The sequence below is a fragment of the Komagataeibacter nataicola genome (assembly GCF_003207795.1).
GTDB lineage: Bacteria > Pseudomonadota > Alphaproteobacteria > Acetobacterales > Acetobacteraceae > Komagataeibacter > Komagataeibacter nataicola.
Map to the genome: position 1 here is coordinate 45156 of NZ_NIRT01000014.1, position 26419 is coordinate 71574.

Below are 26419 nucleotides of genomic sequence, written 5' to 3' on the forward strand. Positions count from 1 at the left end.
GGCCAGCGCATGCGGGCATTGTGCCACCGACTGGGCCTCATGGCGCTCATGTTTGGTGGGCTGCATGCGCTGCCTGCTGGCGGCCTGGCGCAGGGCACGCAGGGCAGCCCCCATCGTGGCGGCACCCTGCGGCTGACGGCGGCAAGCGCGTCTGGCACGCTTGACCCGCAGATCAGCTACACCAGCCAGTACATGCAGCTTGCCGCGGTCATGTATGACGGGCTGCTTACCTACCCCAAGCTGGAGGGGCCAGCAGGCAACCAGGTGGTGCCTGATCTGGCCGAGGCCATGCCCGAGCCGCGTGATGGCGGGCGCACATGGGTGTTCACCCTGCGCGAAGGCATCCGCTTTTCAGATGGCGCGCCGGTTACGGTTGAGGACGTGGCTGCCTCGCTGCGGCGCATCTTCAAGGTGGGCACGCCCACGGCAGGCTCGTTTTACGGCACCATAGTGGGGGCGGATGCTTGCCTGCGCGATGGCGCGCACTGCACGCTGCAAGGCGGCGTGGAAACCGACCCCGCCACCCGCCGCATCACCATTAACCTGACCGGGCCGGATTCCGAATTTCCGCAAAAACTCGCCTTCGGCCACGCCTCCATCCTGCCCGCGTCAACGCCCGCGCATGATCTGGGCAATGTGGCCGCGCCCGGCACAGGGCCATACCATATCGTGTCATCCGACCCCGAGCGCGGGCTGGTGCTGGAGCGTAACCCCTATTTTCATGAATGGAGCGAGGCAGCCCAGCCCGATGGGTATGTGGACCGCATTGTCTATGATTTTGGCCTGTCGGAAGAAGATGCGGTCACTGCTGTCGAGCGCGGGCAGTATGACTGGATGGCGGGCCTCAAGCCGCTCGACCGGCTGGGCGAGATTGGCAGCCGCTATACGGCGCAGGTGCATGTATCTCCGCTTTATGGCCTGATCTTCCTGCCGATGAACGTCAACATCCCGCCCTTTGACCAGCTCAAGGCGCGCGAGGCCGTAAATTACGCGCTTGACCGCCGCGCCATGACCATCCTGTACGGCGGCTCGGGCATTGCCACGCCGCTATGCCGCATGGTGCCGCCGGGCCTGCTGCCCGGCGATGGCACCTGTGCCTGGACGCGCGGCGCCGACCCTGACCACCCGGCCCCTGTCTGGGTGCACCCCGACCTGCAACGCGCCCGCGAACTCGTGCATGAAAGCGGCACGGAGGGCATGGACGTGACCCTGATCGTGCCCGCTACCGCCATGTACGTGAGCATGGGCACCTATCTGCGCGACATGCTTGAGGCGATGGGCTACCACGCGCGCCTGCACCCCCTCTCGCCCGCCATGGAGGGCAATTACGCCGCCAACACCGCCAACCATGTGCAGATCAGCCTGCTGGGATGGTACGCGGATTACGCCTCGCCCTCCAACTTCCTTGATACGCTGTTTGGCTGTGAGAACTTCCATCCCGGTTCCGACAGTTCCATCAACATGTCCGGCCTGTGCGACCCGGTGATGCAGGGGCTTGTGGCGCGTATCCGCAGTGAACCCGACCCGCAGGCGGCGCTGGCGTTGTGGGGGCAGGTGGATGACCGCATCACCCGCCTTGCTCCCGCCGCCCCCATAATCAGCACGCGATATGTCGATCTTGTCTCGCCCCGGCTGGGCCATTATTTTTCGACCAGCCTGTATCACATGGCGTTTTCACGCGTGTGGGTGCAGTAAGGAAGATACGGAATAAAAGTTTTTGGGTGCCGCCTTTTTTCAAAAAGGCGGCGTTCTTTGAAGCTTTTTGAAAAAAGCTTCACCAAAAACTTCTTTAAAATAAAAAACCCCGCCAGCTTAACTGACGGGGTCTGTAAACGAGGCGTCAGGCCACCGTCATCAGAGCATGGACTTCGCGCGGGCTTCCACCTTGGCGCAGGCCTGCTTGCGGATGTCGGTCGAGGCATCCTCGAGCGAGATGGGAGCCTTGCCGCCCACTTTCAGCAGGCCGGTCGAGCCATCGGCATAGGACATGTTGCCCTTCTGGTTGGACGGCACGTCGTTGGTCTTCTTGTTGAAGGCGGCGAGCACCGGCCAGGCTTCAGACGCGGTCAGGTAGTTGGACTGGATGCAGTAGTTCATGATGCCGCCCAGATCAGCGGGCTTGGCGGAGGCGACGGCGGAATAAACCGTATCCGCCGAGAGCGAACCCGGCTTGATCTGCTCGACCTGGTTGGCCACACCCGCACCCGTGGGCGGCGAGACTTCAGCGGCATGGGCCGCAAGCGGTGCTGTGGCCAGCAGGGTTGCGAAGGCACTGGCGGACAGGACGCGACCGAACGACACCATATTCGTTATTCCTTGCATGTTCATCTGGCAGGCCCGTCAGGGCCCACTCAATTGTGAATCTATGTGTCAGGCATAACACGATGCGCGCGCACCACACCCCTGCGGCGGATATGTCAGGCATTCGTCTTTTCGATATATGGCGCCCTTGTCATGCGCTTTATGCGCCATAAACCCCTGTTGTCAGCCGGTATTGCCAGCGCGGTGGCGCACGCGCGCAAATGGCGCGTATGGTCAATAAGTTGTGATAACGCTTAATGCGCCCGGCTTTTTGCGCGCAAAACGGGTCCGTGCCGCAATCATGATTGAGTCCGCCCCCACTTCGTGGGAATGCTGTGGGTTCCTGCCTTTCACCCCACTGCACGGGATCAACATGCAGCATTTGCGCCTTCTTCTGAAAGATGTCTGGTACCTGACCCGCCCCTATTTCGTGTCGGAGGACAGGAAATGGGCCTGGGGCCTGCTCGTGGCCGTTCTGGTGCTGACCTTCTCCATCGTGGGGATGGATCTGCTCCAGTCCTTCTCGCGCAATGTGTATTACACGGCGCTGCAGCAGCGTGATGCCACCACCTTCCTGCGCGGGCTGTTCTGGTATGTGCATAACGAGAGCGGGTACGTGCCCGGCTTCTTCATCATCACCATTCCGGCCATCCTGTTCAGTGTCTATGCCACTTACCTGCAGCAGATGCTGGGCCTGCGCTGGCGGCGGTGGCTGACCGCGCGCATGACGCGGCAGTGGATGGAGCACCAGACCTATTTCCGCATCGCCATCACCACGTCGGGCCTCGAGGCCGGGGCCGATAACCCCGACCAGCGCATACAGGAGGATCTGAACAGCTTTGTTACCGATACGCTGACGCAGTTCATCAACCTGCTGTCCAATATCGTGACGCTGTTCAGCTATGTCGGGCTTTTGTGGGTGCTGTCCGGGCCGCTGGAAATATGGGGCATGTCCATACCGGGCTACTTCTTCTGGGCTGCGCTCATCTATTCCGTGGTGGCGACGTGGGTGACGCATCTGGCGGGGCACAGACTGGCGGGGCTGCAGTTCTTCCAGCAGCGCGCCGAGGCTGATTTCCGCTACAGCCTTGTCCATGTGCGCAACAATGCCGAAGGCATCGCGCTCTATCGGGGCGAGGCGGAGGAACAGGCCGGGCTCGACCGGTCCTTCGCTTCCGTGTACGGCAATTTCCTCTCCATCATGCGCCGCACCAAATGGCTGGGGCTGCTCACCACCGGGCTTGATGTGGTGTCGGGCAATTTTGCGCTGCTGATCGGCTCGATCCGCTATTTCGCGGGCAAGATGAGCTTTGGCACACTCATGCAGCTTGTCATGGCGTTCTCACGCGTGCAGGGGGCTTTGGGCTGGCTGTCCAATTCCTATGCCGCGCTGACCACATGGCATGCGGAGGTGGCGCGTCTGGCCACCTTCCAGCGCGTGATGGACCGCGCGCAGGCCATGAAAAGCGAAGTCAGCCTCATTGCCGCCCCCGCCGGGGCGGGCATGCAGGTCAGCGGGCTGGACGTGTTCCGCCCTGATGGCACGGCGCTGCTCAGGGATGTGAACCTTACGCTGGCGCCGGGGCAGATGACGGTGGTGACCGGCCCCTCTGGCACCGGCAAGTCCACGCTGTTCCGGGTGCTCGCAGGCATCTGGCCTTTTGCCAAAGGCACGATCACGCGCCCTGACGTGCCCATGATGTTCGTGCCCCAGCGCCCTTACATGCCCACCGGCACGCTGCGCCGGGCCGTGGCCTATCCGGCGGGTAGCGAGGCGTATTCCGCAACGCAGGTGGCGCAGGCGCTGCAGCAGGTGGGGCTTGGCGCGCTGGTGCCGCGTATTGAAAATGAGGAGCCGTGGGGCCAGATCCTCTCGCCCGGCGAACTCCAGCGCCTCGCCTTCGCGCGCATTGTGCTGGCGCGGCCGGGCTGGGTGTTTTTGGATGAATCGACCTCGAACCTCGATGCGGCATCAGAGGCGGCGCTTTACGCCCTGCTGGCCCAGGCCTGCCCGGGCATGACGGTGGTGTCGATCACGCACCGGCAGTCGGTGGTGGGGATGCATGAAAACGCCATTGACCTCACCCCCTTTGCCGTGGGTACGACTGATGGGATCAGTGCGGACGCATCGCCCTGACCATCAGGTCGGTATTGTAGCGCATCATGCTGATGTAATCGGGGGCGGGGCCGCTCGCGCTCGAGAGGGCCTCGGCATAAAGTTCGCCGCCGGGCTGCGCCCCGGTGGCGCGGGCGACCTGCTGGACAAGGCGCGGGTCGGTGGCGTTTTCAAGGAAATAGGTGGTCATGCCGGTCTCGCGGATCTGCGCGATCAGTTTGCCCACATCGGCGGCGGAGGCTTCGGTCTCGGTAGACAGGCCCTGCGGCGCCATGAAGGTCACGCCATAGGCGCGGCCAAAATAGCCAAAGGCGTCATGGCTGGTCAGCACGCGCCGCCGCGCGGGCGGGATGGTGTCGATCGCTGTGCGGATGTCATGGTCAAGGGCGTGCAACTGCGCGGCATAGGCGGCAGCCGAGGCGCGGAAATCATCTGCGTCCGCCGGGTCGGCTGCGATCAGCGCATCGCGGATGTTGCTGGTCCATACAATCACGTTGGGCACGCTGTTCCATACATGCGGGTCGGTTTCCACCTGCTGGCCATCGTGTTCGGTATGGATGTCGATCCCGTCTGATACGATGACCGGCCTGCCCTGATAGCCCGCCGCGTGCGCAAGGCGGCCAAACCAGCTTTCCAGTCCCTCGCCACTCATGAACACGACATCGGCCTGCCGCAGGGCGCGTGCGTCATCGGGGGCAGGCTCGAATTCATGCGGGTCGCCATCGGGCGGCACCAGCGAGGTGACGGCAACATGCGCGCCGCCCACATGCGACACCACATCGGCCAGCACGGTAAAGCTGGCAACGGCATGCACGACATGCGGCGCGGGGGCGGCACGGGCAGGCAGGATGGACAGGAAACCGCAGAAGCCCAGAAGGCAGGTGAGGCGGCGCATGTCAGTGACTCCGGAAAGGGGATGAACCACCACCACCCGCGCGGATGCCGACGGGGGAGGCGATAAGGGAGAAAAGGTAGGCGGCCGAGCAGGTCAGGATGATGCACGGCCCCGCCGCCAGCCGGAAATGGTAGGACACGAGCAGCCCCGTAAAGCCCGCCAGCATGCCCACCATGGCCGAGAGCGCCATCATGGGCACGAGGCGGCGCGTCCACAGCCGCGCGGTGGCGGCGGGCACCATCATCATGCCGACCGACATGAGCGTGCCCAGGGCTTCAAACCCGGCCACGAGGTTGATGACCACGAGGAACAGGAACACCATGTGGTACAGCGCGCCCCGGCTGCCGGTCATGCGCATGAAGCCGGGATCGACGCATTCCATGACCAGTGGCCGCCAGATGAAGGAGAGCAGGAACAGGCTGAGCGTGGTGATGCCCGCCATCAGGTACAGGGCAGGCCCGTCAATGGCGAGGATGGTGCCGAACAGCACGTGCAGCAGGTCGATATTCGACCCCCGCGCCGAGACGATCAGCACGCCCAGCGCCAGTGATGTGAGGTAGAAACTGGCAAAGCTCGCATCTTCCGCCAGGTGCGTGCGGCGGCTGACCAGCCCCGCCAGCAGCGCCACCCCCAGCCCCGCCGCGATGCCGCCCAGCCCCATGGCCGTAAGTGACAGCCCGCCCGCCGCCAGAAAGCCTATGGCGGCACCGGGCAGGATGGCGTGGCTCATCGCATCGCCAATCAGGCTCATGCGGCGCAGTTGCAGCAGCACGCCGACCGGCCCCGCCCCCATGCCCAGCGTGATGGAGGCCACCAGTGCGCGGCGCATGAAGCCAAAAGTGGCGAACGGCTCCCACAACCCGGCCAGTATGCTCATGCCGGGCTGCCTGCCCATGTGGGCTGCGGCGTGTCATAGGCGCGTTGCAGCATGCCGGGCGTGAGGATGCGGGCGGTCTCGCCCCAGATGGCCTGCCCGCCTGACAGCAGCACCACATGCGGAAAACAGGTGCGGATCTGGTGCATGTCATGCAGCACGGCGATGATGGTGCGGCCCTGCGCGTGCCATTCACGCACCAGTGCCAGCAGGTCCTGCGTGGTGGGGGCATCCAGCGCCGTGAACGGTTCATCGAGCATGATGACGGTGGCATCGGTCATGAGCAGGCGCGCGAACAGAAGGCGCTGGAACTGCCCTGCCGAGAGTGCGTCGATCATGCGCCCGGCCTGTTTCTCCAGCCCCACGCGGCGCAGCGCATCGGCCGCGCGCTGGCGCACCGTGCGGCCTGCGGCACCAAAGGCCCCGGTCTGCCGCCATGCGCCACTGAGCACCATGTCCGTAACACTGATGGGAAAGGCGCGGTCAATGATGCGGGCCTGCGGCAGGTAGCCAAAATCCTGCGCGCGCAGCCCGCCAAGCGTAATCCTGCCCGCCGCAAGCGGCACCTCGCCAAGTATGGCGCGCAGCAGGGTGGACTTGCCCGCGCCATTGGCGCCCGCGATGGCGGTCATGCTGCCGGGTGGGAAGCTGCCGGTTACATGCTGCCATACCGGCGTGCCGTGCAGCGTGACCCCCGCATCATCCAGCCCGATGGCGCCATAGCTCATGGCTGGGCCACGGCCCAGGCCACCAGCCCCCATAACAGGCCGCAGGGCAGCGCCATGCACACCAGACGCTGCCACCCCGCGCGGGCCATCCATGTAAGCGGCAGGGGCGTTGGTGCTCCGGGGGCAGGGTGGGGCATTGTCGTGGTGCTGTCCTGCGGGGCATGGCGGGCGGCAGACGGGGACGGGAATGGCATGGGAACGCCCAAAGTGTTATAATATAACATCCGTTTACAGCACAGGCTTGCCATCCGTCAAGCGAAGGCTGCATTGTTACGCCATGCGCATGACACGATCGGGGTGGAACGGGTGAGCTTTCATACATGGCTGCTGTTTGCCGCGACCGCCTTCCTGCTCTCGGCCATGCCGGGGCCGAACATGATGCATGTCATGTCCATCAGCGTGCGCCAGGGCCTGCTGCGCAGCACGGGGGTCATGGCGGGGTGCATGCTGGCCATTGTGCTGGTGGTGTGCGCCTCACTCGCGGGCATGGCGGGCGTGCTGGCAACGTCGCCCCGGCTGTTTGCGGTGCTGCGCGTAATGGGGGCGGCGTATCTGGTGTTTCTGGGCGTGCGGGTGTGGATGGCGCGCGACACTGAAGGCGAGGGCGCGCAGGCGGCGGATGCGTGGCCGCCCGCCGCATGGCATGACCTGTTCCGTGATGGATTCCTGACCGGCATCAGCAACCCCAAGCTGCTGCTGTTTGCGGCGGCCTTCCTGCCGCAGTTCGTCAATCCCGCCGTCCCGCACATGCCGCAATATGTGCTGCTGGTTGTGACCTTCGTGCTGGTGGAGGCGTTCTGGTACCTGGTTTATGCAGGCGGCGGGCGCATGCTGTCGGCATGGCTGCGCAGGCCGGCGGTGCGGCGGGTCTTTGGTATTGTGACCGGGCTGGTGTTCATGGGGTTCGGCGCCATGCTGCTGCTGACGCGGGTCTAGGTAGCCTGATTTTAAGACAGCTTATGGGATGAATGTTCTCGGTGGCACTTTCTGCCTGATGGAATGCGGGCAGGGTGGCTGACAGGGCCCGCGCCATTTTGCCTTTGTCCGGTATTGCGGTGCAGCTTTGTGGAAACACTTCGGGCGGCATGTGTGTTTCAGTATCGATTCCATATAGTTGTGCAGCATCGGGCTATGCTTTCTGCAAAAGCGGGGTCATCAGTAAAGTAGGCGCATCTATATACAGTCATATATAGACATCTGTATCTATAAGGACACAGTCATGCGCTATGTGACGATTACGTGATTAATATATTTATGCTGATATAGACGCTGCGGCAGGTGGGTTATATACGGCCATACATGTTCAAAATGGCTAACGAAATGGAACCAGCATGGCCAGAATGACCGCAGGTATGGCGTGGATGCTTTCGGCCAGTCTTGGCGCACTGCTCATCCCCTCCGCTTACGCACAGGGCACGGATGCGGACAAAGGCAAAAAAGCCCTCTCGACCGCCAAAAGCACCGCTGCCACCGATAATGCCGTAGGCTCCGCCAATGCGGAGGAAATGACCGTGATCGGCCACCACCGCATGGTGGCGGGTGCCGCGGCCAACTATAATAAAAAGATGGCCAATCTCGGCCCGCTTGGCACGCGCCGCACGCTTGATACGCCCATGTCGATCATGACCGTGCCGCATGACGTGATCGTCAACCAGCAGGCGCGTAACATCAACGACCTGATGCAGTACATTCCGTCTGTGCAGCTTGAAACGCGCGCCGATCCCGGCACCAGCCGCCCGCAGTCACGCGGGTTCGAGGCGGATGTGATCTCCAACAGCCGCATCGACGGGCTGAACGCCTTTACGGTTACGCCCTATGCCGCCGAGCAGTTTGACAACGTGCAGGTGCTCAACGGCCTTGCCGGCGCCATGTACGGGCCCCAGAACCCGGCGGGTACGTTCGAATACGGCCTCAAGCGCCCGACCGACGAGCGCATCAACCGCCTTGTGGTGGGTGTGGATTCCGTTGGCACGCTGATGGAAAACGTCGATGCATCAGGCCGCGCGGGCAGGCATGGCTGGTTTGGCTACCGCATCAACCTGCTGCATGGCGATGGCACGTCCTATGTGCAGGACAGCTGGGTGCGCCGTAACATGGTCAGCGCCGATTTCGATATCCATTTTGATCGCGATACCGTGCTGGAGCTTGATGCCAGCCATTACACGTTCGATGAGCGCGGCATGCCCGCGGGCGTCAACCTCAAGGGCTACCAGCTGCCCACCGCCCCTGACCTGGGCAAGCCCCATATGGGCCAGGAATATTCGGGCTACAATTCCGAGAACAACGTCTTCCTCGCCAAGCTCAGGCACCGGATCAATGATAACTGGAGCTTCGTCATCGGCGGGCTTTACCAGGATTCCGGGCGGCAGGTGTTTGAATCAGCCGACTCGCTGATTAACAACTCCGGTGGCTATACGCAGTCCCTCTCCGCCGCCACCACGGTCAATGACTTCAAGGTCGGCAGTAACATGGCCTATATCAATGGTCATGTGCGCACGGGCTTCATCAGGCATGATCTGGTCATTGGCACCAATGGCTACATGGAAGGCGGCTACAACCCGCTGAGCGGGCAGAGCTATACGGCCGTCAAGTCGGGTTCGCTCTATAACCCCACCGTGGCGCCCAATGGTCCGCAGCCCTATTACAACGGCAAGTATGAATCGCAGTACGTGCGCTACCAGTCGATGATTCTGGGCGATACGGTGCATTTCAACAAGCACTGGTCGGTCATGGGCACGCTGGCATGGAGCTGGCTGGATCAGGACGCCACCGGCACCACGACGGCCGAGAAGAACACTACGAGCATCGAAAACGGTTATACCGTCACCACAACGCATCTGGCCAAGGGTGCGACCACCAACAGCCGCGCCAATGCGGCCTTCAGCCCCATGGCCAGCCTGGTTTACAAGCCGACCGACAACCAGACCGCCTATTTCACCTATGGCCGCTCGCTGCAGGCGGGCACAACCGCCCCAGCCGACGCGCTCAACGCCAATGGCCTTACCTCCCCCGTGCATAGCGAGGAATATGAGGTGGGCTACAAGATGCAGTGGCGCCAGATGCAGTTCAACGTGGCGGGTTTCCGCGCCACGCGTAGCTATGCCTTCTATGAAGGCAGCAACACGCTGTATGGCAATTTTGGCATGCAGCGTAATTATGGCGTGGAGTTCCAGGCCATGGGCCACATCACGCCCCGCCTGTCGGTTATTGGCGGCATGACCTGGATCGATGCCGAGGTGACCCATGCAGCCTTTGCCGCCCTCAACAACAAGGAAGTTGTGGGTGTGGCCCCGCTGCAGGCCAATGCGCTGATGGATTACCGCATTCCGTTCCCGCGTGGCTTTGCCCTCAATGGTCTGGCGGTCAATGCCAACGTGCATTACACGGGCCGCCGCGCGGCGGATATTACGAATTCGACCTATGCCGGTTCCTACGTAACGCTGGATATGGGCCTGCGTTATCCGTTCCGTGCGGCGAAGCACCCGTGGATGGCGCGCTTTGGCGTAACGAACGTGGCCAATGAGCGGTACTGGTCCTCGGTCTATAACGGCACGGTCTCGAGTGCGGGTGTTACGACCAAGGATCCGACGGCCGCGTCGCTCAACAGTGGCAGCGCCGCCTATGCCGGCATGCCGCGCGCCTTCCACTTCACACTGGAAGCCGACTTCTGAAAACGCTGCACAAAAAACAGTAAAAGTTTTTGGGTGCCGCCTTTTTTCAAAAAGGCGGCATTCTTTTCAAGAAGTGCCGCGCACCCGCTTGTGATGGCGGGCAGGGGCGCGAAAGGCAGGTGGTGTGCCCATATTCCCTTCAACCATAAGGGAAGGAACGCCACCATGACCGAACCCACGACCCCGACATTCACCGACTGCCCCATCAGGCTCGATGCCACCGGCACCCGGCGCGAGAAGGACTCGATGGGCGCGATTGACGTGCCCGCCAGCCATTACTGGGGTGCCCAGACGCAGCGCAGCCTCGTGCATTTCTCGATCGGGCGCGATCATATGCCCATCGAGGTCTGTCATGCCTACGGCATCGTGAAAAAGGCGGCGGCCCAGGTCAATGCCGCCGACGGGCGCATGCCGCAATGGAAGGCCGACGCCATCAGCCGCGTGGCTGATGAAGTGATTGCGGGCAAGCTCGATTCCGAATTCCCGCTCTTTGTCTGGCAGACCGGATCGGGCACCCAGACGAACATGAACGTGAACGAGGTGATCGCAAATCGCGCCATCCAGTGCCTTGGCGGCACGGTCGGTTCCAAAAGTCCGGTTCACCCCAATGATGACGTGAACATGGGGCAGTCGAGCAATGACTCGTTTCCCACTGCCATGCATGTCGCCACCTTGCTGGAAATCGACAGCCGCCTGCTGCCGCGCGTGCGTGAACTGATTGAAAGCCTGCGCAGCAAGGCAGAGGAATGGATGCAGGTGGTCAAGATTGGCCGCACCCATTTGCAGGATGCCGTGCCGCTTACGGTGGGGCAGGAATGGTCGGGCTGGGCGCAGCAGCTTGAAGATGCGCTTGAGGCGGTCGAGGCCGCGCGGCCGGGTCTGTTGCAGCTTGCGGCGGGCGGCACGGCGGTGGGCACGGGGCTGAACGCGCCGCCGGGCTTCAGCCGCGCCATAGCAAAGCGCATCGCTACCCTGACCGATAAGCCCTTTGTCACCGCGCCCAACAAATTCGCGGCGCTTGGCGGGCTGGATGCCATGGTGCGGGCTTCCGCCGGGCTGCGCGGGGTGGCCGTAACCCTGCTCAAGATCGCCAATGACATGCGCCTGCTCGGCTCCGGCCCGCGCTGCGGGCTGGGTGAACTGCACCTGCCGGAAAACGAACCCGGCTCCTCCATCATGCCCGGCAAGGTCAACCCGACCCAGTGCGAGGCGATGGTGATGATCTGCACGCAGGTGCTTGGCAATGACGCCACGGTGGCGTTTGCGGGCAGTCAGGGCCAGCTTGACCTGAACGTGATGCGCCCGGTGATCGTGGCCAATGTGCTGCATGCCATCCGCATCCTGGCCGATGGCTGCCACAACTTCCGTGTGTTTTCAGTGGAGGGCACCACGCTCAACCGCAAGCGCATTGATGCTTACGTGGCGGGTTCGGTCATGCTGGTTACCGCCCTCAGCCCCGAGATCGGTTACGATCGCGCTTCCGCCATTGCGCATCAGGCCATGGAGCATGACATCAGCCTGCGTGAAGCCGCATTGGCCTCCGGCTTTGTCGATGGCGCAACCTTTGACCGGCTGGTCCGCCCGCTCGACATGGTGGGCAAGGGCGTGGGCGGCGCCTGAGCGGATAAAAGTTTTTGGTGAAGCTTTTTTCAAAAAGCTTCGAAGAACGCCGCCTTTTTGAAAAAAGGCGGCACCCAAAAACTTTTATTTTTTAAGGCAGGTTTCTAAGAGGGCGCAGCCCCCTGCGTGTTGACCTGCAGCGTGAACAGCGTATCGCCCGCGCACATGAACACCACATCGCGCTTGGGGCCGCCAAAGGTCAGGTTCGACACCCCGCGCGGCAGGCGGATGCGCCCGATCATGTGGCCGTGGGGGTTGTACACCACCACGCCACACAGCCCCAGCGGCCCGTTGGCCCCGCACCACAGATTGCCGAAAATGTCGGTGCGCATGCCATCGGGAACCATTGCATGCCCGTTGAGCATCATGTCAGCAAACGGGCGGAGGTTGCGCACTTCGCTGCCTGCCACGTCGGCGGCATGGATGCGCCCGTCGCCGCCATGGCCATCCTGCCCCGGTCCCGGCCCGTCGGAAATGACATAGACAATCCGGCCATCGGGCGAGAAGGCAATGCCGTTGGGGTCGGGCAACTGCTTTTCGGTCAGCACGGCCTTCACCTCGCCCGTGGCGGGGTCGATGCGGAAGACATGGTCCTCCTGCCGCCTGCTGCCACCAAACTCGGTCATGACCTCGCCATCAAGGTTCCAGCGCTCCACGCCCTCGCGGTTGGCGGGGTTGCCCGGCGCATCGGGGTGGCCCTCCACGATCGTGTCGCCATAGCCCGGATCGGTAAACCAGATGCTGCCATCGGGGTGGACGGCAAGGTCGTTGGGCGAGTTCAGCGGCGCGCCATTGTAGCGGTCGGCCAGCACGCGGCATGAGCCGTCATGCTCCCAGCGCACCACGCGGCGCAGGCCGTGCTCGCAACTGACCAGGCGGCCTTCATTGTCAAAGATGTTGCCGTTGCTGTGATAGGACGGGCTGCGGAAAAGCGAGACGGCCCCGTTCTCCCACAGATAGCGGTACTGCACGGCGCGGATGGTGTCACTGAGCAGCAGGAAGCGCCCTTCGCTGCACCAGGCCGGGCCTTCCAGCCAGCCGCCGCCGCGCCATGCCAGCTTCAGGCTGGCATTGGCGTAGGCCAGATTGCCAAAGCTGGGGTCAAGCACCAGAATATCGGGGTCGGGCAGGGGCGTGACGGGGGCGTCAGTGCCCCATTGCCGGGGCGGGTTCGATACCACGCTGGGCGGCTGGGGCAGGCCGTCGGGGCTGGCGGCCCGGGCGGATTGCCCGATGCTCCATAGTCCGCCTGCGGCCAGCCCCCCGGCAAGCATGGCCCGTCGGCCAGGATTGAACGGATGGATGACTGGCGGCATGGCGGCCTCCCTTTGATGATGATGGATCACGACATGAAAACCCGACCCCCGAAGAGGCCGGATGACGCCGCATGAATGTCGATCCTGAAAGGTTGTGGTGAAGTTTTCTTCAAAAAGCTTTGGAAAAACGGGCGCTTTTTTAAAAAGGCGGTTTTCAGTTCTGAATATCCTGAAGCACTTCAAAGCCTTCGAACACCGGCGGCCCCGCCATGAGCGGCTTGCGGTTGCCCGCATGCGCGTGGGCGGCGCGGAACTGCTCGGACTGGGTCCAGCCTAAAAACGCCTCATAGGATTCCCACACGGTGTGCGAGGCGTAGAGGATGTAGTCCTCATGCGCGGGGCCCTTGAGGAACTGGAAGCTGACAAAACCGGGCACGGTGCGCAGGTGCACCTCGCGGCCGAGCCAGCGTTCACGGAATTCGGCCTCGTTCTCGGGCGGGATGCGGAAACGGTTCATGGCGATATACATGTCTGGCTTCTCCTCAAAAGCTGCCCTGAAAGCCTGCCTGCGCCCTGCCCGAAAATAAACCCTTGATAAAAAAACTGATAAAAGTTTCTGGGTGCCGCCTTTTTCAAAAAGGCGGCATTTTCTGACGCTTCTCGAAAAAAACAGCCTTGAGGAAGGGCCATGTGCCGCAGGTCAGGTGATGACATTGCGGTGTATCGAGGTGCTAGCAACCTGCCCTTTCATCAGGCGGGGGGTGCCTTTCAGCGGCGTTCTGAATCCGCGCCGCTGCCTTCATCGGTAATACCGGAGCGCGATGGTGCGTCCGAGCCGGGTTCCACCATCCGGCTCATGCGGGCAACACCTGCATCATCGCCAAACCCTTGTGCCGGAACACGGCGGCGGGGGGCGGGGTTTTCCATCAGCACGTTGGCCAGCGCCTCGGGGTCGGTGCGTTCGGCTTCATCAAACAGTTCATCGGCGCGCGTCTGGTCGCCCGCGCGTTCGGCGCGCAGGCCGGCCTCGGCCAGATGGCGGGCTGTGGCGTGCTTGTTTTCACCGGCATCACCGGGGCGGTCGTCATCATTCATCGAACGGGGCATGGGCCTGCCTTTCGTGTCATGTTGCGGGCCGGGTGGCCCATGGGCAGACAACACGCGGGGCGGGGTCATGGTTCACCAGGGCTTTCACGCACCGCCACATGGCAGCCATGGTTACTGCTCGGCCAATGTATAGACGCTGCTGAAGTCGAGATCGCGCGCTACATAGATCTGCACCATGTTGCCCTGCTGCACATACAGGCTGGGCGGCACGTTGCTGGTCTGGCTGAGGATGATCTTTTCCACCTGGCTGACGACGGAGTTGGTGTCGTCGCTGCTGGTGGTGATGCTGGTGGTGCCGGGCTTGGAGGCGAGGTTGGTGATGGCCTGCACCATCATCTGCCCCACATTGGTGATGATCGACACCATGATCGCATCGCCAAAGCGCGCCCAGAAATGCGTATTGACCTTGCCCTTCACCCCGCTGCCGCCAAGCGGCGTGGTGCCGGGGCTGAGCAGGTCTATGCTCACGCCCTCGGGGTTGCGCAGGCGCAGCCAGTTCACGAAAATACGGTTCTGGCCATATTGCAGGGCGGATGTCACCTCGCCTTCCGCCACCGCTCCCTTGTCGATCAGGCGCACCTTGCCGTTGATGGAATAGACATCATGGCTGACCCGGCAGGTGACCAGTCCGGGCAGGGTGGTGTTGATCTCGTTGATCGTGCCGCACGGGATCAGCGTGCCCTTGCCCACGATCAGGTTCTGGCCGCGCAGCAGGCTGGCATGGGCGGTGGGCGTGCTCTCGGGCAGCAGGCGGGTCAGCAGCGGGTTATCGGTCTTGGTCGCTGCCGTGGCGGCAGCGGGCGTCGCCGCCGGGGGGGTGGTGGTATCGGCCACGGGGGTTGCGAAGGTGAAATCATGGCCAAGCCTGCGCTTCATGGCGGCATCTTCAGCGCTGTCCACCGCAGGCGCGGGGGTTGCTGCGGGTGCGGGTGGCGCGGCGGGCGGGCACGAGGCCTGTCCCTGCCCGTCGACCATGACGGTGCTGCCGGGGCATTTCAGGGTCAGGTGGGCTGCATCCTGCGCGTGGGCGGGGCTGGCCAGCGCGCACAGCGCCAGCGCACAGGCAGGGGCCACGTGCTTCATGATGCCCCATCACGCACGACCCGGCGCACCATGGGCGAGATGGTGCCGCCCGGCGCACTGCCCAGCGAGGGATTGAACCCGTCATTGACCACGCCAATCACCAGGCTTCCGTAGCGGATGCGCCATTGCCGGGCGGTCATCTGGGCGGCGAGGATATTGTGGTCACGCCCCAGCACCACGGCGTTGACCACCGTTTCCTGCCCGCTTTCGTTCATGACATACAGCGTGGGAAGCACCCCGTTTTCAGGGAAGCGGAAATAGGTGAAGCGATAGTCATCCCACACGTTCAGGGGTGCGATGGCCCGGTCCTGCGTGCCATCCGAGCGGCGATAGGCGGTATTATGCGGCCCGTCGCCATACGGGTCGGCCAGTTCGGCCTCGATGTGGCTGGCGCGCGCGGCAGCGGCCTTTTTGCCGTCATCCTCATCGGGGTAGATATAGGTCAGCTCCACCGTGGCCTGCGCCAGCGCCCACGGCGTGGAGGCGAAGACGGTGCGCATGTGGCCATCTACCCCCTTCTCCTGTCGGCCGCCCACGTAATGCAGCAGGATATGGTAGGTGTGCCGGTCGGTCACGATGGTCAGGTTGGTGTCGCTCTCCTGCGCCTTGGGGCGGATGAAGCAGTGGTTCTCGCGGCAGGCGAAGGACCAGCCGCCCTCCTCGCCAAAGGCGTGGGTGACGTAATGCTCGTCGGGGGCAAGGGTGATGTCGGTCGCAATCCCCACCACGCCGTCGACTTCCACCGTATCACGCGGGTTATAGATGACCGACTTGATGCGATAGTCATACGGCGAGGTGCTCTTGCGTCCCGTCGCTCCGGCAGGCTGGGGGCACAGGACCGGCGCCATGAGGGCCGCCACCATTGCCATGCGCCATGGGGTGGGTGTCATGGGTGGGCATCCTGTGCGGCGGGGGGAGCAGGGGTGGCAGACGTGAGCGCTGTCCGGCCCGACAGTTCAGGCGGCGGGGTACGGTTGACCTGCACCAGATGCCACATGTTGGGCTGCCTGACATGGCCCGGTCGGGGCGTGCAGCCCGCCAGCAGCAGGCCCATCGCCACGATGCCCAGGCGCGTGCCCGCAGGCCGCAGGGAAAACGGAATGCCAGCCTGACTCACAGACCGTATGGCCCGACCCTGTACATGCCCACTACCGATTGCTCAAATCCGTCTCTTGACACCGTTCGCATGCGAAAAGGATAAAAAAGCCCCCTGTTATTGGCAAGTCCGGGAAGGAAGAAATGCACCGCCCGTTCCTTCTCGCGTTTTTTGTGTGGCTTTCGTGCGGCCTGACCGGGCCGGTAGCGGCGGCCGTGCCCGCTCTGCCTCTGGCCACGCTTGCGCAGCGCTGCGCGCCCGATACCGCGCCGCGCACGCTCATGCTGGTTGTGGCACAGGAATCAGCGGGCGTGCCGTGGGCCATTCATGTCAATGGTCCGTACCGCCTGCCCCGACCACCCGCCAGCGAGGCCGAGGCCATCGCCACCGTGCGCTGGCTGGCGGCCCACGGGCATGATTTTGATACAGGGCTGCTGCAGGTCAACAGCCGCAACGCCACGCGGCTGGGGCTGGACCCCGCCGCCCTGCTCGAGCCATGCCGCAACCTGCGCGTGGCCAGCCTGATCCTGCATGAATGCTACCGCGCGGCCCTGCCCGATGCGGCCAGCCCGCAGGCCGCGCTGCGCCACGCGCTGAGCTGCTACAATACCGGCAGCCCCACGCGCGGGCTGCGCAATGGCTATGTTGATGGCCTGCTGGCCCGCGCGGCGCAGCCGGGTTCCCCGGCAACGCTGATGATACCGGCCCTCGAGGCTCCGCCCGCGCCGCCCGATGGCGCACCGGCTTCCCCGCCGCCCGCGCCACCTCCGGCAGACCCGCCCGGCCACGACCCGCAGCGCGATGGCGCGCCAGGGCAGGATGCCTTCACGCATGCGCCGCGCGATGTGTTCACGCCCCCTGCCGCCGCGCAGGACTGAATGCCCGCGCATAGACCTGCATCGTGCAGGCGGCGGCCATGCCCAAAACCACCACGGCAGATGGGCGGCTTGCATGTAATATCAGATCCATAATCCGCCACCACCGTGGCGGTAGCATGCAACGGAGTATCCCATGTCCGATCTGATCGTTATCGGCTTTGACAGCCAGGACGAAGCCACGGCCGCGCTGACCGAATGCAAGAAGCTGGAAAAGGAATACCTGCTTGACCTTGAGGACGCGGTTGTCGTGGTCCGTGGGGCGGATGGCAAGCTGCACCTGCAGCAGAGCATCAACCTTGAAAAGGTCGGTGCCTCCTATGGCCTGTTCTCGGGCGGGTTCTGGGGCGCGCTGGTTGGCCTGCTGTGCCTGAACCCGCTGGCAGGCTTTGTCGCGGGCAGCATCGTGGGGGCTGGCGCCGGGGCGATTGCGGGCAAGATGTCCGATTACGGCATTGATGACAATTTCATCAAGTCGCTCGGCTCGACCATTCCCGCCAATACGTCTGCCCTGTTCGTGCTGGTGCGCAAGTCGCAGCCCGACAAGGTTCTGGCTGACCTGAGCCAGTTCAAGGGCCACGCCCGCGTGCTGCAGACCTCGCTTTCGCCCGCCAATGAAAGCAAGCTGCGCGCGGCCCTGGGCCAGATGGCCGCAGTCGCTCCCACCGCCTGAAGACCCGCCCCCGCATGGCCGTGGCGCCTGCGGGGGACAGTCCCGCCAGAAAGTTTTTTGCTGAGGCTTTTTTCACAAAGCCTCAGATCACGCCGCTTTTTTGCGAAAGGGTGGCACCCGAAAACTTTTATCAGTCAGTTGTTTTTCAAGTTGAATAATGATGCCCGCGGCCGCAAGAAAACGCCCGGTCCTGGCCTGCACGTCATGGCTTTTTCACACGTAGCCGTGAACGGCTTTTGTGGCGCAGGGTGATAGGGTGGGTGCATGCGGTTCACCGGTTTTTCCCTTTCCCTGCGCGGCATGGCCGTGGCGGGTGCGTTGTTCGCCTCTGGCCTTGCGGGCCAGCCGGTGCAGGCCTGCGCGCGTGAGGCGCTGCACACGGCCTGGACCTCGCAGCGCGTGCTCAATGCCGTTGCCGTGGCGGATAACGGGCGCATGTTCGTCTCTTTCCCGTATTGGGGTGGGGGTGGCGGTGGCCCGAGTGTGGCCGAGGTCGATGCGCAGGGTGTGCCCCATGCCTTTCCCGATGCGCGCTGGAACCACGTTGATGGCACGAAAGACGACCTGCAGCCCTTCGTGCGGGTCAACGCCCTGCGCATCGGGCCGGACGGGCTGTTATGGGTCGTGGATTCGGGCGATGCCAATGTGGGCGGTCCGCCCAACCCCATGGGGGGCGCGCCCGCGCGGCTTCTGGCCTTTGACATCACGACCGGGCAGCCCGTGCATGTCATCTCGTTGCGCGCCAGCAGCACGCAGCACAGCTATATTGATGACATCCGCTTTCATAATGACACGATTTTCGTAACCGATGCGGGCGATCCGGCCCTGATCGTGGTCAACCAGCGCACGGGCCAGCAGCGCCGCGTGCTGGCCCATGACCGTTCCACCACCGATGAGCGCCCGATGTATGCTGAGGGCCGGCTGTTGACCACCGGCGGCCACCCCGCCCGCGTGCATGCCGACCAGCTCGAGGTTTCGCCAGATGGGTCGAAACTCTATTTCCAGCCCAGTTCCGGCCCGTTATGGGTTGCCCCCACCGCCGCGCTGGAAAACCCGGACCTGCCCGCGCAGGATCTCGCCCGCACTGTAAGGCTGTTCTACAACACGCCCACCACCGGCGGCACGGCCATTGATGGTGATGGCAACCTGTATGTATCGGATGTGAACCGGCTGCGTATCCTGCGCCTGACCCCGCAGGGCAAGGTCAGCACGCTGGTGCGGGACAAACGGCTGGTCTGGGCCGATGCCATGTGGATCGACAGCCACGGCACGTTGTGGATTCCCGCAGTCCAGCTCAACCGCACCGCCAGTTTTCAGCCTGATGGAAAATCACGCCTGCGCCTGCCGGTTGCGATCTACACCATGGACCTGCACCTCAGACCGGTGCGTTAAAGCCATGTGATGAAAATAAAGGTTTCTGGGTGCCGCCTTTTTTTCAAAAAGGCGGCGTTCTTCAGAAATTTTGCCGGTTTTTTCAGAGCTGGAGAATGCTCGAGAAGTCAAAATCCTGCCCCGCCGGGTTCTCACCCAGCCGGATGACGGTGGGTGAGGGCATGCTGTAAGGCGGCACGGGCAGGTTGTAGGGCGCGGGCGCGCCACGGAATACACGGCCTGCGAGGTCGAATTTGGAGCCATGGCACGGGCAGGCGTAGCCACCGGGCCAACTGGCCTCGCCCCGGCCCTCGGGCAGGGGTTTGTAGGCAGGCACGCAGCCCAGATGGGTGCAGATGCCCACGACCACGCCGTAGCGCGGGTCAAGCGAACGGTGCCAGTTCGTGGCATAGGGCGGCTGCTGGTTGTCGTGCGATGGCCCATCGCGCAGGCGGGCGGTCTGGGCCGCATCCTGCAGCACGGCCAGCGCCTGAGGCGTGCGGTGGGTAATGAAAACCGGCTTGCCCTGCCACGTCACGACAATCTGCTGCCCTGGCGGCAGGGCGGATATGTCCACATCCACCGGCAGGTGGGCGGCGGCGCTGTCACGCGGGGCAAGACTTTGCAGGAAAGGCCACAGGCATGCCCCCACACCCGCCGCAGCCGTGGCGGTGGTGACAAGCCCGAGGAAATTCCGGCGCCCCCCGGGGGCGGGTTGTATATCCGACGCGTTTTCCATCATCATGTTTTTACCGTGCTCCCCCGCCAAAAGGAAGAGGATACAGCGCGCCAGCATGCCACCGGCGCGCTGCGCCACGGTCCCGGAACCATCATGGAATTGCAATGAAACTTTATATCTATGATCACTGCCCCTTCTGCGTGAAGCCGCGCATGATTTTTGGCCTCAAGCACATGCCGGTTACCGATATCGTGCTGCTCAATGACGATGTGGAAACCCCCACCCGCATGATCGGCTGCAAGATGGTGCCGATTCTGGAACAGGACGGCCATTTCATGGGGGAAAGCATGGATATCGTTGCCCATGTCGATGCCATGGATGGCAGGCCCCTGCTGACCGGCCCCACGCGCCCTGAAATCACCGCGTGGATGAAGGAGATGCAAGGCCCCTACCTGAACCTGACACTGCCGCGCACGGCGGGAACGCCGCTGCCGGAATTCGCCACCACGGCGGCGCGGCTGTATTTCATCCGCAACAAGGAGGAGATGGTTGGCCCGTTTTATCAGCGCCTGGCTGAAAGCCCGGCCCTGATCGGCCGCATCAACGCGGCACTTCCCCGCTTGGCCGAACTGATCCGTAGCCCGGAGGCGGTAAACGGCACGCTTTCAACCGATGACATCCATCTTTTTCCCTTCCTGCGCAACCTGACGCTGGTGGCGGGAATTACATGGCCCGCGCCGGTGCGGGCGTATTGCACGCACATGGCGCAGGCTACCGGCATTCCGCTGCTCGACTCCATGGCGGCCTGAGCCGGGATTGCGGGGCGCGCGCGCATGGCAGCCCCGCCGGGGCACGGATGCAGGAAACTGTCAGCGTGGCCTGACCGTTTCCTGTGCATGACACGCCCGGCATTACAGGGAGGGACACCATGCCAGCATTTCACGATACGCCGCTCCTCCCCGCCAGGCGAGGCGGCGGCACACCGTTCGAGGTCTGGGTCCGTCAGTCGCTGCATGCGCGATTCGACCAGGTTTTTACCGAAAATCTGCCCCACGAGCTTCTGGTTCACTTCGCCCTGCCCGGCCAGCCGCCGTCCGCCCTTGCGGAACATGACGGCGAACCGGGACTGAATGGCTGAGTCCCTGCTGGAACGGGCCGGTCAGGTGTGGATTTTTTTCACCGTAATCTGGCCGAGTCCCCTGCACAGGAAACCGCAGGCGTAAAGAAGGGCACAAAAAGAATCCTGATTCTGGCGGAAAATAGCCATTTATTGTCTCTTTGTCGCAACAGGAAACAGGATTCGCAAGATGGAATCTTTCACGCAAGCCTGTGGATAAGTCTGTTGACGCTTGCGGAGATCATGCACCGGAATGCAGAGTCCTCCTTTTTTCGTGATTTGTTCTGACGCCCTTTTTCAGCCCGGCAGGCGCAGGGTCACATGCGGCTGCCCGTTGGCCTGCCATTCGCGGCGCAGTTGGGGCAGGGGCGCGCCTTCTATGGTCGTGGGGCAGGTGATGTGCCACGGGTTGCCATCAAGCCGCAGGGCAACCCAGCCCTCCACGGTGTCGCTGGCGGGGGGCAGCCCGACAAGGGTCATGTCCGTCATGGGATCATAGGCGGCAAACTGCTGCTCCAGCCCTGCAAAGACCAGTTTCAGCGTGGCGTGGGGGTCACACATGCGCTTGAGGTCAACGAGCAGGCTGCCGCCATCTTTCGTGCCGCTGTCAAACATCAGGGTGCCTCCGCCCGCCCGCACGTTCACCGGCAGCATGGTCACGCTCGTGCCCTGGGCATGGCCCACGATGATCGTGCCCCCGTCAAGGTTCAGGGTGCCTGCGTTCCACCCGTCAAGTTCGGTCAGGGTCGTGCTCAGCCAGGCACCGCTACGCGCCACGATGGGGCATTCATTGCCCCAGCGGACGGACACGCCGCCCTCCCTGCGGTACCGGGCCATGATCTGCTGGATCGAATCCATATCGAAATGACCGGACACAAGGACAAACTGCCCGTTCTCACAGGACACTGCCTGTACGGAGCCATACCTGTTCCTGCTACCCATTAAATCCTGCCTCCAGGTGCTGCGTGCATGTCGCCAGCACGGGAGACATGATTAAAATATTGCCGTTTTTGAGATATTGTTGCTTACCAGCTAAAAAATACCGCGATCAGTCTGTGAAAAGGCGTGGCCATGTCAGGGCCTTCCCGTCTTTCGAGGAATGGCGGGAATTAGTTTCATATAATAATTAATACATAATATCTGTTACCGTTAGAGAGATCCCTAACACCATATGAGGCGGCTGTCTACTTACAGGGTGTATGGTCTATAATCGGGGCTGGAGCGCTTTCCATGCTGCCAGCGCGCGGGTCCGCCCGCCCGCCAGATCCACCACGGGCGTGGGGTAGCGGGTGCCTGCGGGCAGGTCGGCTTTCCATGGCGTGTGGATGGCGCGTCCCGGCAGGCGCGCGATTTCGGGCACCCAGTGCCGCACATATGCGCCCTCGGGGTCGAATTTCTCGCCTTGCAGCACCGGGTTGAAAATACGGAAATACGGGGCCGCATCCAGCCCGCACCCGGCCACCCACTGCCAGTTGAACGGGTTGCTCGCTACATCGGCATCCACCAGCGTATCGGCAAACCACTGTTCGCCCACCCGCCAGTCGAGCAGCAGGTGCTTGGTCAGGAAAGACGCCACGATCATGCGCACGCGGTTATGCATGCAGCCCGTGTGCCACAGTTCGCGCATGCCCGCGTCGATGATGGGGTAGCCCGTGCGCCCACGCTGCCAGGCCCGCAGCCCGGCGGGGTCGGTGCGCCAGGGCATGGCGTCGAATTCGGGTCGCAGGCTGCGCGTTGCCATATCAGGAAAGTCAAACAGGGTGGAATGGGCGAAATCACGCCACCCGAGCTCACTCAGGAAGCTCGCAGCGTCGCGGTCGCCCGCGCCGTGAGCATCAACCGCGTGCCACACCTGCCGGGATGAGAGATGACCAAAGCGCAGGCATGGTGAAAGGCCCGACGTGGCGGGCTGGGCGGGCAGGTCACGCGCGGTGGCATAGCCGGGCAGGCGCTCCGCCACGAATGTATCAAGCCGCTTGCGGGCGGCTGCCTCGCCGGGTTGCCATGTGGCGCGCAGGCCCGCCGCCCAGTCGGGTGTGGCGGGGCGGAGCGACAGGGCGGCCAGCGGCACAAGCCGTTCGGTTGCGGCGGCCTGCACCGGGGCCGCCGCCAGAGCCGTGGCCAGGCCATGCGGCACGGGCAGCGGCGGCAGCGGCGGCCCCATGGCCTGCAGCGCCCGCCACCATGGCGTAAAAACGCGAAAGGGGCTGCCCTGCTTCGTGCGCACCTGCCATGGTTCATGCAGCATGTTGCCGGGGTGGCTCTGCGCTGCCAGACCCCCGGCTCTCAGCGTAGCCTTGATCGCGGCATCACGCGTGCGGGCAGGCCCGGCATAACGGCGGTTCCATTCCACGCCACGCGCGCCCAGGGCGCGTGCAAGCCATACAAGACTGTCCTGCTCCGCGCCCGTCATGAGGCATAGCTGCCCGCCATGCGCGCGCAGGTCGGCATCAAGGGCTTCAAGCGCGCCATGCAGCCACCATTTCTCGGCCCCGCCCAGCTTCAGCGCGGGGTCGTGGATATACACGCACACCACCGGCCCTGCCGCCACCGCGGCAGAAAGGGCCGGGTTATCCGCCAGCCGCAGGTCATCACGAAACCACATGATGGTGGGAGCATAATCAGGCATGACGACCCTGTTCCAGAAATACGGGCTATTTGTGTGGGGTACAAATGGCGGGCCGTCAAATAATCGCCCATCGCCATTACATGCCGGTTTAAGCGATCGTCTGGAACCAGATCATTGATAATGGGGTAAAAGTTTCACCCGGAAATCCGTTTGGGCGCAGGCCCGCATGTTTTCAGTGCGGGGCAGGGGGCGCGGGCGGCGGAGGCTGCGCGGGCGTGCCCGTGGCCTCGGGCGGGCTATCATCCTCGAACATGGCCCGGCATTTGGGCGAGAGCTGGTCGAGCTTGCTTTCCAGGCATTCCGTCATCAGTTTTTCGTTCGGAATGTCGAGAAAGCAGAGCCTGAACACATCGCCCTTGCACGCGCTGGCCTGATCGCCGCGCTCGGCCGCATGGGTGGGTGGCGTGGCGCAGGCAACACCCGTGGCAACACAGACTAGCGCAAGCAGCCCATGCGTGGTGGAACGCCGGACATCGGGCAGGCGTCGCATTGCGTTTTCTCCTCTGTTTTTTCAAGGCGGCGTGGTCTTGCCGCCTCACAGCGCATTGCAGTTTGCTACAGCTGTCAACCTTTTTTGTCATAACAGGGTGATGAGGCACGTGCTCCGGAAGTTCCCTGAAAAATACAGGACAGTCTTCATAAATCCGTGATGGCACGAATGGCGTCCTGCCTTCGTTGGCCTGTCATGACCACAACGTCAGACCACAAAGGAGCATACACCATGGCTACCACCCGTACGGATCAGATCGGACAGGCCGCAGGCAAGGTTGCTGATGTGCTGACCGGTGCCCGCACCGATACATCGGGCCTGATGAGCGCGGTCATCGCCTATATGGGCAATGCCAACAGCCCCGGCCGCAAGGACCTGCATGCCCGCGCCCGCAAGGCCGGGCTGGAAGAGCAGGTCATCGGCTGGGAAAACCATCCCACCAACACATCGGTTGATGAAAGCGTGGTGACAACACTGATCCCTGACCCCGTCATTGGCCGGTTCTCGGATGAAACCGGGCTGTCACGTTCCGCCACCATCAAGGGGCTTGGTGATCTGCTGCCCCACCTTGCACGACTGGATGGCTGATATACGCCGGCTGCCTGCAAACGGGCGCGTTTTCTGGTTTGCAGGCGGGGGCAGGGGCCTATGATCCCCTTATCGGACACTTCACAGCAGGCAGGACAGCTTCATGAACAGCGCCCATTCCCCCGCATCGCCCAAGACCCCCGGCGTCGTGATCGTAACGGGGGGCAGCCGGGGCATTGGCCATGCCATCAGCGCCCTGCTGGCGCGTGAGGGGCATGCGGTGGCCATCAATTACGCCACCAACGCCGCCCCGGCCGAGGCGCTGGCCCGCGCCATTACCGAACAGGGTGGCCGGGCGATGGCCATCAGGGCCGATCTTTCCAAGCCGGGCGAGATCCGCACCCTGTTCACGCGCGCGCATGAGCTCGGGCCGCTGTGGGGGCTGGTCAACAATGCCGGTGTAACCGGCACCAAGGTGCGGGTGGATGAGCAGAGCGCCGAGACGCTCGATGCGCTGTTCAACATCAATATCCGCGCCACCATGCTGGCCGCGGGCGAGGCGGTGCGCCGCATGTCCACCCGCCATGGCGGCAAAGGGGGCGTGATCGTGAACCTGTCTTCCGTTGCGGCGCGGCTGGGCGGGTTGCCGGGGCTTGTGCCCTATGCCGCCACCAAGGCGGCGGTCGAGACCTTTACGCGTGGCCTGGCCAATGAGGTCGCGCGTGAGGGCATCCGCGTCAATGCGGTGGCGCCCGGCCTGACCGCGACCGACATGGTCCCCCCCGAGACCGCGAAGCTGGCCGAGACCGTGGTGCCCATGGGCCGCGTGGGCCATGTGGACGAGATTGCGCAGGCGGTGGCGTTCCTGCTGTCGCCCGCATCATCGTACATGACGGGCAGCGTCATGACGGTATCGGGCGGGCGCTGAAACCCAAGGGTTTAGGGGCGTCGCCTTTTGCCGGAATGGTGGCGTCCTTCAAAGCTTTTGGAAAAAGCTTCTCCAAAAACTTTTATTATTTTTCAATAGTTTGGTTTAACGGCGTTATTTAAAGCGAAGGCCCCCACATGCCCGCCACGAACACGATGGCGCCCAGGGCCAGCATGGCGATATGGAACATGACCTGGCCCGGCATGGCATTGGGGCTGATGTTCAGCCCGTGAATGAACTGGACGAGTACCAGCGTCAGCCCGATCACGCACAGCCCGATCCGCACGGGGCTGACGGTAGTGGGCCATATCGGGTTTCTGCGGTTCATCGGGGCGTGCCTCCAGCTTGTCGGGCCAGCATGCCATAAAACCCGCCGGCGCAG

At 63.4% G+C, this 26419-nt stretch carries 28 protein-coding genes; 12 read left to right on the plus strand and 16 right to left on the minus strand.

Annotated features, from left to right (window positions below; all coding sequences use genetic code 11):
• The first annotated feature begins 9 nt into the window (after nucleotides 1-9).
• A complete protein-coding gene (locus CDI09_RS09505) occupies nucleotides 10-1695 on the plus strand; it encodes an ABC transporter substrate-binding protein (RefSeq protein WP_078525881.1) in 1686 nt (561 codons plus the stop codon).
• Nucleotides 1696-1854: 159 nt separating this feature from the next.
• Here CDI09_RS09505 and CDI09_RS09510 read toward each other — a convergent pair whose 3' ends face one another.
• Nucleotides 1855-2304 carry a DUF2501 domain-containing protein gene (locus CDI09_RS09510; protein ID WP_078525884.1) on the minus strand — a complete coding sequence of 150 codons (450 nt, stop codon included), beginning with the start codon at nucleotides 2302-2304 and terminating at the stop codon, nucleotides 1855-1857.
• A 370-nt stretch (nucleotides 2305-2674) separates the two neighbouring features.
• On the opposite strand from CDI09_RS09510, the gene CDI09_RS09515 reads away from it, so the two are divergent.
• Nucleotides 2675-4438 (plus strand): ABC transporter ATP-binding protein/permease, encoded by a 1764-nt coding sequence (locus CDI09_RS09515; RefSeq protein ID WP_205836586.1) that lies wholly within the window; start codon nucleotides 2675-2677, stop codon nucleotides 4436-4438.
• Here the strand turns inward: CDI09_RS09515 and CDI09_RS09520 are convergent.
• Genes CDI09_RS09520 through CDI09_RS18150 form a run of 4 tightly spaced genes read right to left on the minus strand, consistent with a single transcriptional unit; the run spans nucleotide 4416 to nucleotide 7108 of the window.
• Nucleotides 4416-5312 carry a metal ABC transporter solute-binding protein, Zn/Mn family gene (locus tag CDI09_RS09520; protein ID WP_078525886.1) on the minus strand — a complete coding sequence of 299 codons (897 nt, stop codon included), beginning with the start codon at nucleotides 5310-5312 and terminating at the stop codon, nucleotides 4416-4418. The genes CDI09_RS09515 and CDI09_RS09520 overlap by 23 nt on opposite strands.
• Nucleotide 5313: 1 nt before the next feature.
• Nucleotides 5314-6189: a metal ABC transporter permease gene (locus CDI09_RS09525; RefSeq protein ID WP_078527924.1), complete on the minus strand. Its 876-nt coding sequence runs from the start codon at nucleotides 6187-6189 to the stop codon at nucleotides 5314-5316.
• Complete coding sequence (locus tag CDI09_RS09530; protein WP_236944450.1) at nucleotides 6186-6947, minus strand: metal ABC transporter ATP-binding protein; 762 nt, start codon at nucleotides 6945-6947, stop codon at nucleotides 6186-6188. Before CDI09_RS09530 ends, CDI09_RS09525 begins: the two co-directional genes overlap by 4 nt.
• Nucleotides 6911-7108: a hypothetical protein gene (locus CDI09_RS18150; protein ID WP_167370138.1), complete on the minus strand. Its 198-nt coding sequence runs from the start codon at nucleotides 7106-7108 to the stop codon at nucleotides 6911-6913. Before CDI09_RS18150 ends, CDI09_RS09530 begins: the two co-directional genes overlap by 37 nt.
• A gap of 112 nt (nucleotides 7109-7220) precedes the next feature.
• Here CDI09_RS18150 and CDI09_RS09535 point away from each other — a divergent pair, with 112 nt between their 5' ends.
• The 3 genes from CDI09_RS09535 (at nucleotide 7221) to fumC (ending at nucleotide 12205) form a co-directional block, all read left to right on the plus strand.
• Nucleotides 7221-7850, plus strand: a complete 630-nt coding sequence (locus CDI09_RS09535) for a LysE family translocator (RefSeq protein ID WP_078527926.1) — start codon at nucleotides 7221-7223, stop codon at nucleotides 7848-7850.
• Between the two features lie 395 nt (nucleotides 7851-8245).
• Complete coding sequence (locus CDI09_RS09540) at nucleotides 8246-10585, plus strand: TonB-dependent receptor (RefSeq protein ID WP_078525889.1); 2340 nt, start codon at nucleotides 8246-8248, stop codon at nucleotides 10583-10585.
• 165 nt (nucleotides 10586-10750) lie between these two features.
• Nucleotides 10751-12205, plus strand: a complete 1455-nt coding sequence (fumC, locus tag CDI09_RS09545) for a class II fumarate hydratase (protein ID WP_078525890.1) — start codon at nucleotides 10751-10753, stop codon at nucleotides 12203-12205.
• A 104-nt stretch (nucleotides 12206-12309) separates the two neighbouring features.
• On the opposite strand, the gene CDI09_RS09550 is transcribed toward fumC, so the two are convergent.
• From CDI09_RS09550 to CDI09_RS09575, 6 genes are all read right to left on the minus strand, one after another.
• Nucleotides 12310-13521: an SMP-30/gluconolactonase/LRE family protein gene (locus CDI09_RS09550; protein ID WP_078525892.1), complete on the minus strand. Its 1212-nt coding sequence runs from the start codon at nucleotides 13519-13521 to the stop codon at nucleotides 12310-12312.
• A 154-nt stretch (nucleotides 13522-13675) separates the two neighbouring features.
• Nucleotides 13676-13990, minus strand: coding sequence for an antibiotic biosynthesis monooxygenase family protein (locus CDI09_RS09555; protein ID WP_078525893.1), 315 nt, complete (start codon nucleotides 13988-13990; stop codon nucleotides 13676-13678).
• Nucleotides 13991-14229: 239 nt separating this feature from the next.
• A complete protein-coding gene (locus CDI09_RS09560; RefSeq protein ID WP_408884493.1) occupies nucleotides 14230-14637 on the minus strand; it encodes a hypothetical protein in 408 nt (135 codons plus the stop codon).
• 42 nt (nucleotides 14638-14679) lie between these two features.
• Nucleotides 14680-15651, minus strand: coding sequence for a TrbI/VirB10 family protein (locus tag CDI09_RS09565; protein WP_078525896.1), 972 nt, complete (start codon nucleotides 15649-15651; stop codon nucleotides 14680-14682).
• Nucleotides 15648-16541, minus strand: coding sequence for a TrbG/VirB9 family P-type conjugative transfer protein (locus CDI09_RS09570; protein WP_078525898.1), 894 nt, complete (start codon nucleotides 16539-16541; stop codon nucleotides 15648-15650). The genes CDI09_RS09565 and CDI09_RS09570 overlap by 4 nt, the downstream gene beginning before the upstream one ends.
• Nucleotides 16538-16768, minus strand: coding sequence for a hypothetical protein (locus tag CDI09_RS09575; RefSeq protein WP_078525899.1), 231 nt, complete (start codon nucleotides 16766-16768; stop codon nucleotides 16538-16540). Before CDI09_RS09575 ends, CDI09_RS09570 begins: the two co-directional genes overlap by 4 nt.
• Nucleotides 16769-16890: 122 nt before the next feature.
• Between CDI09_RS09575 and CDI09_RS09580 the strand changes: the two genes are divergently transcribed.
• The 3 genes from CDI09_RS09580 to CDI09_RS09595 all read left to right on the plus strand — a co-directional run bounded on the left by CDI09_RS09580 (nucleotide 16891) and on the right by CDI09_RS09595 (nucleotide 19687).
• On the plus strand, nucleotides 16891-17625 hold the full coding sequence (locus CDI09_RS09580; protein ID WP_078525901.1) for a lytic transglycosylase domain-containing protein: 735 nt from the start codon (nucleotides 16891-16893) through the stop codon (nucleotides 17623-17625).
• A gap of 133 nt (nucleotides 17626-17758) precedes the next feature.
• Nucleotides 17759-18295, plus strand: a complete 537-nt coding sequence (locus tag CDI09_RS09585) for a DUF1269 domain-containing protein (RefSeq protein ID WP_078525903.1) — start codon at nucleotides 17759-17761, stop codon at nucleotides 18293-18295.
• A 300-nt stretch (nucleotides 18296-18595) separates the two neighbouring features.
• Nucleotides 18596-19687, plus strand: a complete 1092-nt coding sequence (locus CDI09_RS09595) for an L-dopachrome tautomerase-related protein (protein WP_078527928.1) — start codon at nucleotides 18596-18598, stop codon at nucleotides 19685-19687.
• Nucleotides 19688-19769: 82 nt separating this feature from the next.
• Here CDI09_RS09595 and petA read toward each other — a convergent pair whose 3' ends face one another.
• Complete coding sequence (petA, locus tag CDI09_RS09600; protein ID WP_078527930.1) at nucleotides 19770-20405, minus strand: ubiquinol-cytochrome c reductase iron-sulfur subunit; 636 nt, start codon at nucleotides 20403-20405, stop codon at nucleotides 19770-19772.
• A gap of 104 nt (nucleotides 20406-20509) precedes the next feature.
• On the opposite strand from petA, the gene grxB reads away from it, so the two are divergent.
• On the plus strand, nucleotides 20510-21154 hold the full coding sequence (gene grxB, locus CDI09_RS09605) for a glutaredoxin 2 (RefSeq protein ID WP_078525904.1): 645 nt from the start codon (nucleotides 20510-20512) through the stop codon (nucleotides 21152-21154).
• Nucleotides 21155-21273: 119 nt separating this feature from the next.
• Nucleotides 21274-21483 carry a hypothetical protein gene (locus CDI09_RS09610; RefSeq protein ID WP_078525906.1) on the plus strand — a complete coding sequence of 70 codons (210 nt, stop codon included), beginning with the start codon at nucleotides 21274-21276 and terminating at the stop codon, nucleotides 21481-21483.
• 276 nt (nucleotides 21484-21759) lie between these two features.
• Here CDI09_RS09610 and CDI09_RS09615 read toward each other — a convergent pair whose 3' ends face one another.
• The 3 genes from CDI09_RS09615 to CDI09_RS09625 all read right to left on the minus strand — a co-directional run bounded on the left by CDI09_RS09615 (nucleotide 21760) and on the right by CDI09_RS09625 (nucleotide 24581).
• On the minus strand, nucleotides 21760-22368 hold the full coding sequence (locus CDI09_RS09615) for a hypothetical protein (protein ID WP_236944452.1): 609 nt from the start codon (nucleotides 22366-22368) through the stop codon (nucleotides 21760-21762).
• A gap of 298 nt (nucleotides 22369-22666) precedes the next feature.
• Nucleotides 22667-24091, minus strand: coding sequence for a cryptochrome/photolyase family protein (locus CDI09_RS09620; RefSeq protein ID WP_078525910.1), 1425 nt, complete (start codon nucleotides 24089-24091; stop codon nucleotides 22667-22669).
• Between the two features lie 172 nt (nucleotides 24092-24263).
• Entirely contained in the window at nucleotides 24264-24581 is a 318-nt protein-coding gene (locus tag CDI09_RS09625; protein ID WP_078525911.1) for a hypothetical protein, read from the minus strand.
• A gap of 231 nt (nucleotides 24582-24812) precedes the next feature.
• Between CDI09_RS09625 and CDI09_RS09630 the strand changes: the two genes are divergently transcribed.
• The gene (locus CDI09_RS09630; protein ID WP_110571278.1) at nucleotides 24813-25169 is read left to right on the plus strand and encodes a YidB family protein; all 357 of its coding nucleotides are present in this window, start codon (nucleotides 24813-24815) and stop codon (nucleotides 25167-25169) included.
• 103 nt (nucleotides 25170-25272) lie between these two features.
• On the plus strand, nucleotides 25273-26037 hold the full coding sequence (locus CDI09_RS09635; protein WP_078525913.1) for an SDR family NAD(P)-dependent oxidoreductase: 765 nt from the start codon (nucleotides 25273-25275) through the stop codon (nucleotides 26035-26037).
• A gap of 118 nt (nucleotides 26038-26155) precedes the next feature.
• Here the strand turns inward: CDI09_RS09635 and CDI09_RS09640 are convergent, their stop codons facing one another.
• Nucleotides 26156-26365 (minus strand): hypothetical protein, encoded by a 210-nt coding sequence (locus tag CDI09_RS09640; RefSeq protein ID WP_078525914.1) that lies wholly within the window; start codon nucleotides 26363-26365, stop codon nucleotides 26156-26158.
• Nucleotides 26366-26419 lie beyond the last annotated feature (54 nt).

What these genes read in the sequence shown, in the direction of transcription:
- CDI09_RS09610 (WP_078525906.1), top strand. Translation starts at nt 21,274, where the DNA reads ATGCCAGCATTTCACGATACGCCGCTCCTCCCCGCCAGGCGAGGCGGC.
- CDI09_RS18150 (WP_167370138.1), bottom strand. Translation starts at nt 7,108, where the DNA reads ATGCCATTCCCGTCCCCGTCTGCCGCCCGCCATGCCCCGCAGGACAGC.
- CDI09_RS09620 (WP_078525910.1), bottom strand. Translation starts at nt 24,091, where the DNA reads ATGCCTGATTATGCTCCCACCATCATGTGGTTTCGTGATGACCTGCGG.
- CDI09_RS09515 (WP_205836586.1), top strand. Translation starts at nt 2,675, where the DNA reads ATGCAGCATTTGCGCCTTCTTCTGAAAGATGTCTGGTACCTGACCCGC.
- CDI09_RS09540 (WP_078525889.1), top strand. Translation starts at nt 8,246, where the DNA reads ATGGCCAGAATGACCGCAGGTATGGCGTGGATGCTTTCGGCCAGTCTT.
- CDI09_RS09640 (WP_078525914.1), bottom strand. Translation starts at nt 26,365, where the DNA reads ATGAACCGCAGAAACCCGATATGGCCCACTACCGTCAGCCCCGTGCGG.
- petA (WP_078527930.1), bottom strand. Translation starts at nt 20,405, where the DNA reads ATGGAAAACGCGTCGGATATACAACCCGCCCCCGGGGGGCGCCGGAAT.
- CDI09_RS09595 (WP_078527928.1), top strand. Translation starts at nt 18,596, where the DNA reads ATGGCCGTGGCGGGTGCGTTGTTCGCCTCTGGCCTTGCGGGCCAGCCG.
- CDI09_RS09520 (WP_078525886.1), bottom strand. Translation starts at nt 5,312, where the DNA reads ATGCGCCGCCTCACCTGCCTTCTGGGCTTCTGCGGTTTCCTGTCCATC.
- CDI09_RS09625 (WP_078525911.1), bottom strand. Translation starts at nt 24,581, where the DNA reads ATGCGACGCCTGCCCGATGTCCGGCGTTCCACCACGCATGGGCTGCTT.
- CDI09_RS09510 (WP_078525884.1), bottom strand. Translation starts at nt 2,304, where the DNA reads ATGGTGTCGTTCGGTCGCGTCCTGTCCGCCAGTGCCTTCGCAACCCTG.
- CDI09_RS09580 (WP_078525901.1), top strand. Translation starts at nt 16,891, where the DNA reads ATGCACCGCCCGTTCCTTCTCGCGTTTTTTGTGTGGCTTTCGTGCGGC.
- CDI09_RS09570 (WP_078525898.1), bottom strand. Translation starts at nt 16,541, where the DNA reads ATGACACCCACCCCATGGCGCATGGCAATGGTGGCGGCCCTCATGGCG.
- CDI09_RS09550 (WP_078525892.1), bottom strand. Translation starts at nt 13,521, where the DNA reads ATGCCGCCAGTCATCCATCCGTTCAATCCTGGCCGACGGGCCATGCTT.
- CDI09_RS09630 (WP_110571278.1), top strand. Translation starts at nt 24,813, where the DNA reads ATGGCTACCACCCGTACGGATCAGATCGGACAGGCCGCAGGCAAGGTT.
- CDI09_RS09635 (WP_078525913.1), top strand. Translation starts at nt 25,273, where the DNA reads ATGAACAGCGCCCATTCCCCCGCATCGCCCAAGACCCCCGGCGTCGTG.
- fumC (WP_078525890.1), top strand. Translation starts at nt 10,751, where the DNA reads ATGACCGAACCCACGACCCCGACATTCACCGACTGCCCCATCAGGCTC.
- CDI09_RS09525 (WP_078527924.1), bottom strand. Translation starts at nt 6,189, where the DNA reads ATGAGCATACTGGCCGGGTTGTGGGAGCCGTTCGCCACTTTTGGCTTC.
- CDI09_RS09565 (WP_078525896.1), bottom strand. Translation starts at nt 15,651, where the DNA reads ATGAAGCACGTGGCCCCTGCCTGTGCGCTGGCGCTGTGCGCGCTGGCC.
- CDI09_RS09585 (WP_078525903.1), top strand. Translation starts at nt 17,759, where the DNA reads ATGTCCGATCTGATCGTTATCGGCTTTGACAGCCAGGACGAAGCCACG.
- CDI09_RS09555 (WP_078525893.1), bottom strand. Translation starts at nt 13,990, where the DNA reads ATGTATATCGCCATGAACCGTTTCCGCATCCCGCCCGAGAACGAGGCC.
- CDI09_RS09505 (WP_078525881.1), top strand. Translation starts at nt 10, where the DNA reads ATGCGGGCATTGTGCCACCGACTGGGCCTCATGGCGCTCATGTTTGGT.
- CDI09_RS09560 (WP_408884493.1), bottom strand. Translation starts at nt 14,637, where the DNA reads ATGACCCCGCCCCGCGTGTTGTCTGCCCATGGGCCACCCGGCCCGCAA.
- grxB (WP_078525904.1), top strand. Translation starts at nt 20,510, where the DNA reads ATGAAACTTTATATCTATGATCACTGCCCCTTCTGCGTGAAGCCGCGC.
- CDI09_RS09530 (WP_236944450.1), bottom strand. Translation starts at nt 6,947, where the DNA reads ATGGGGGCTGGTGGCCTGGGCCGTGGCCCAGCCATGAGCTATGGCGCC.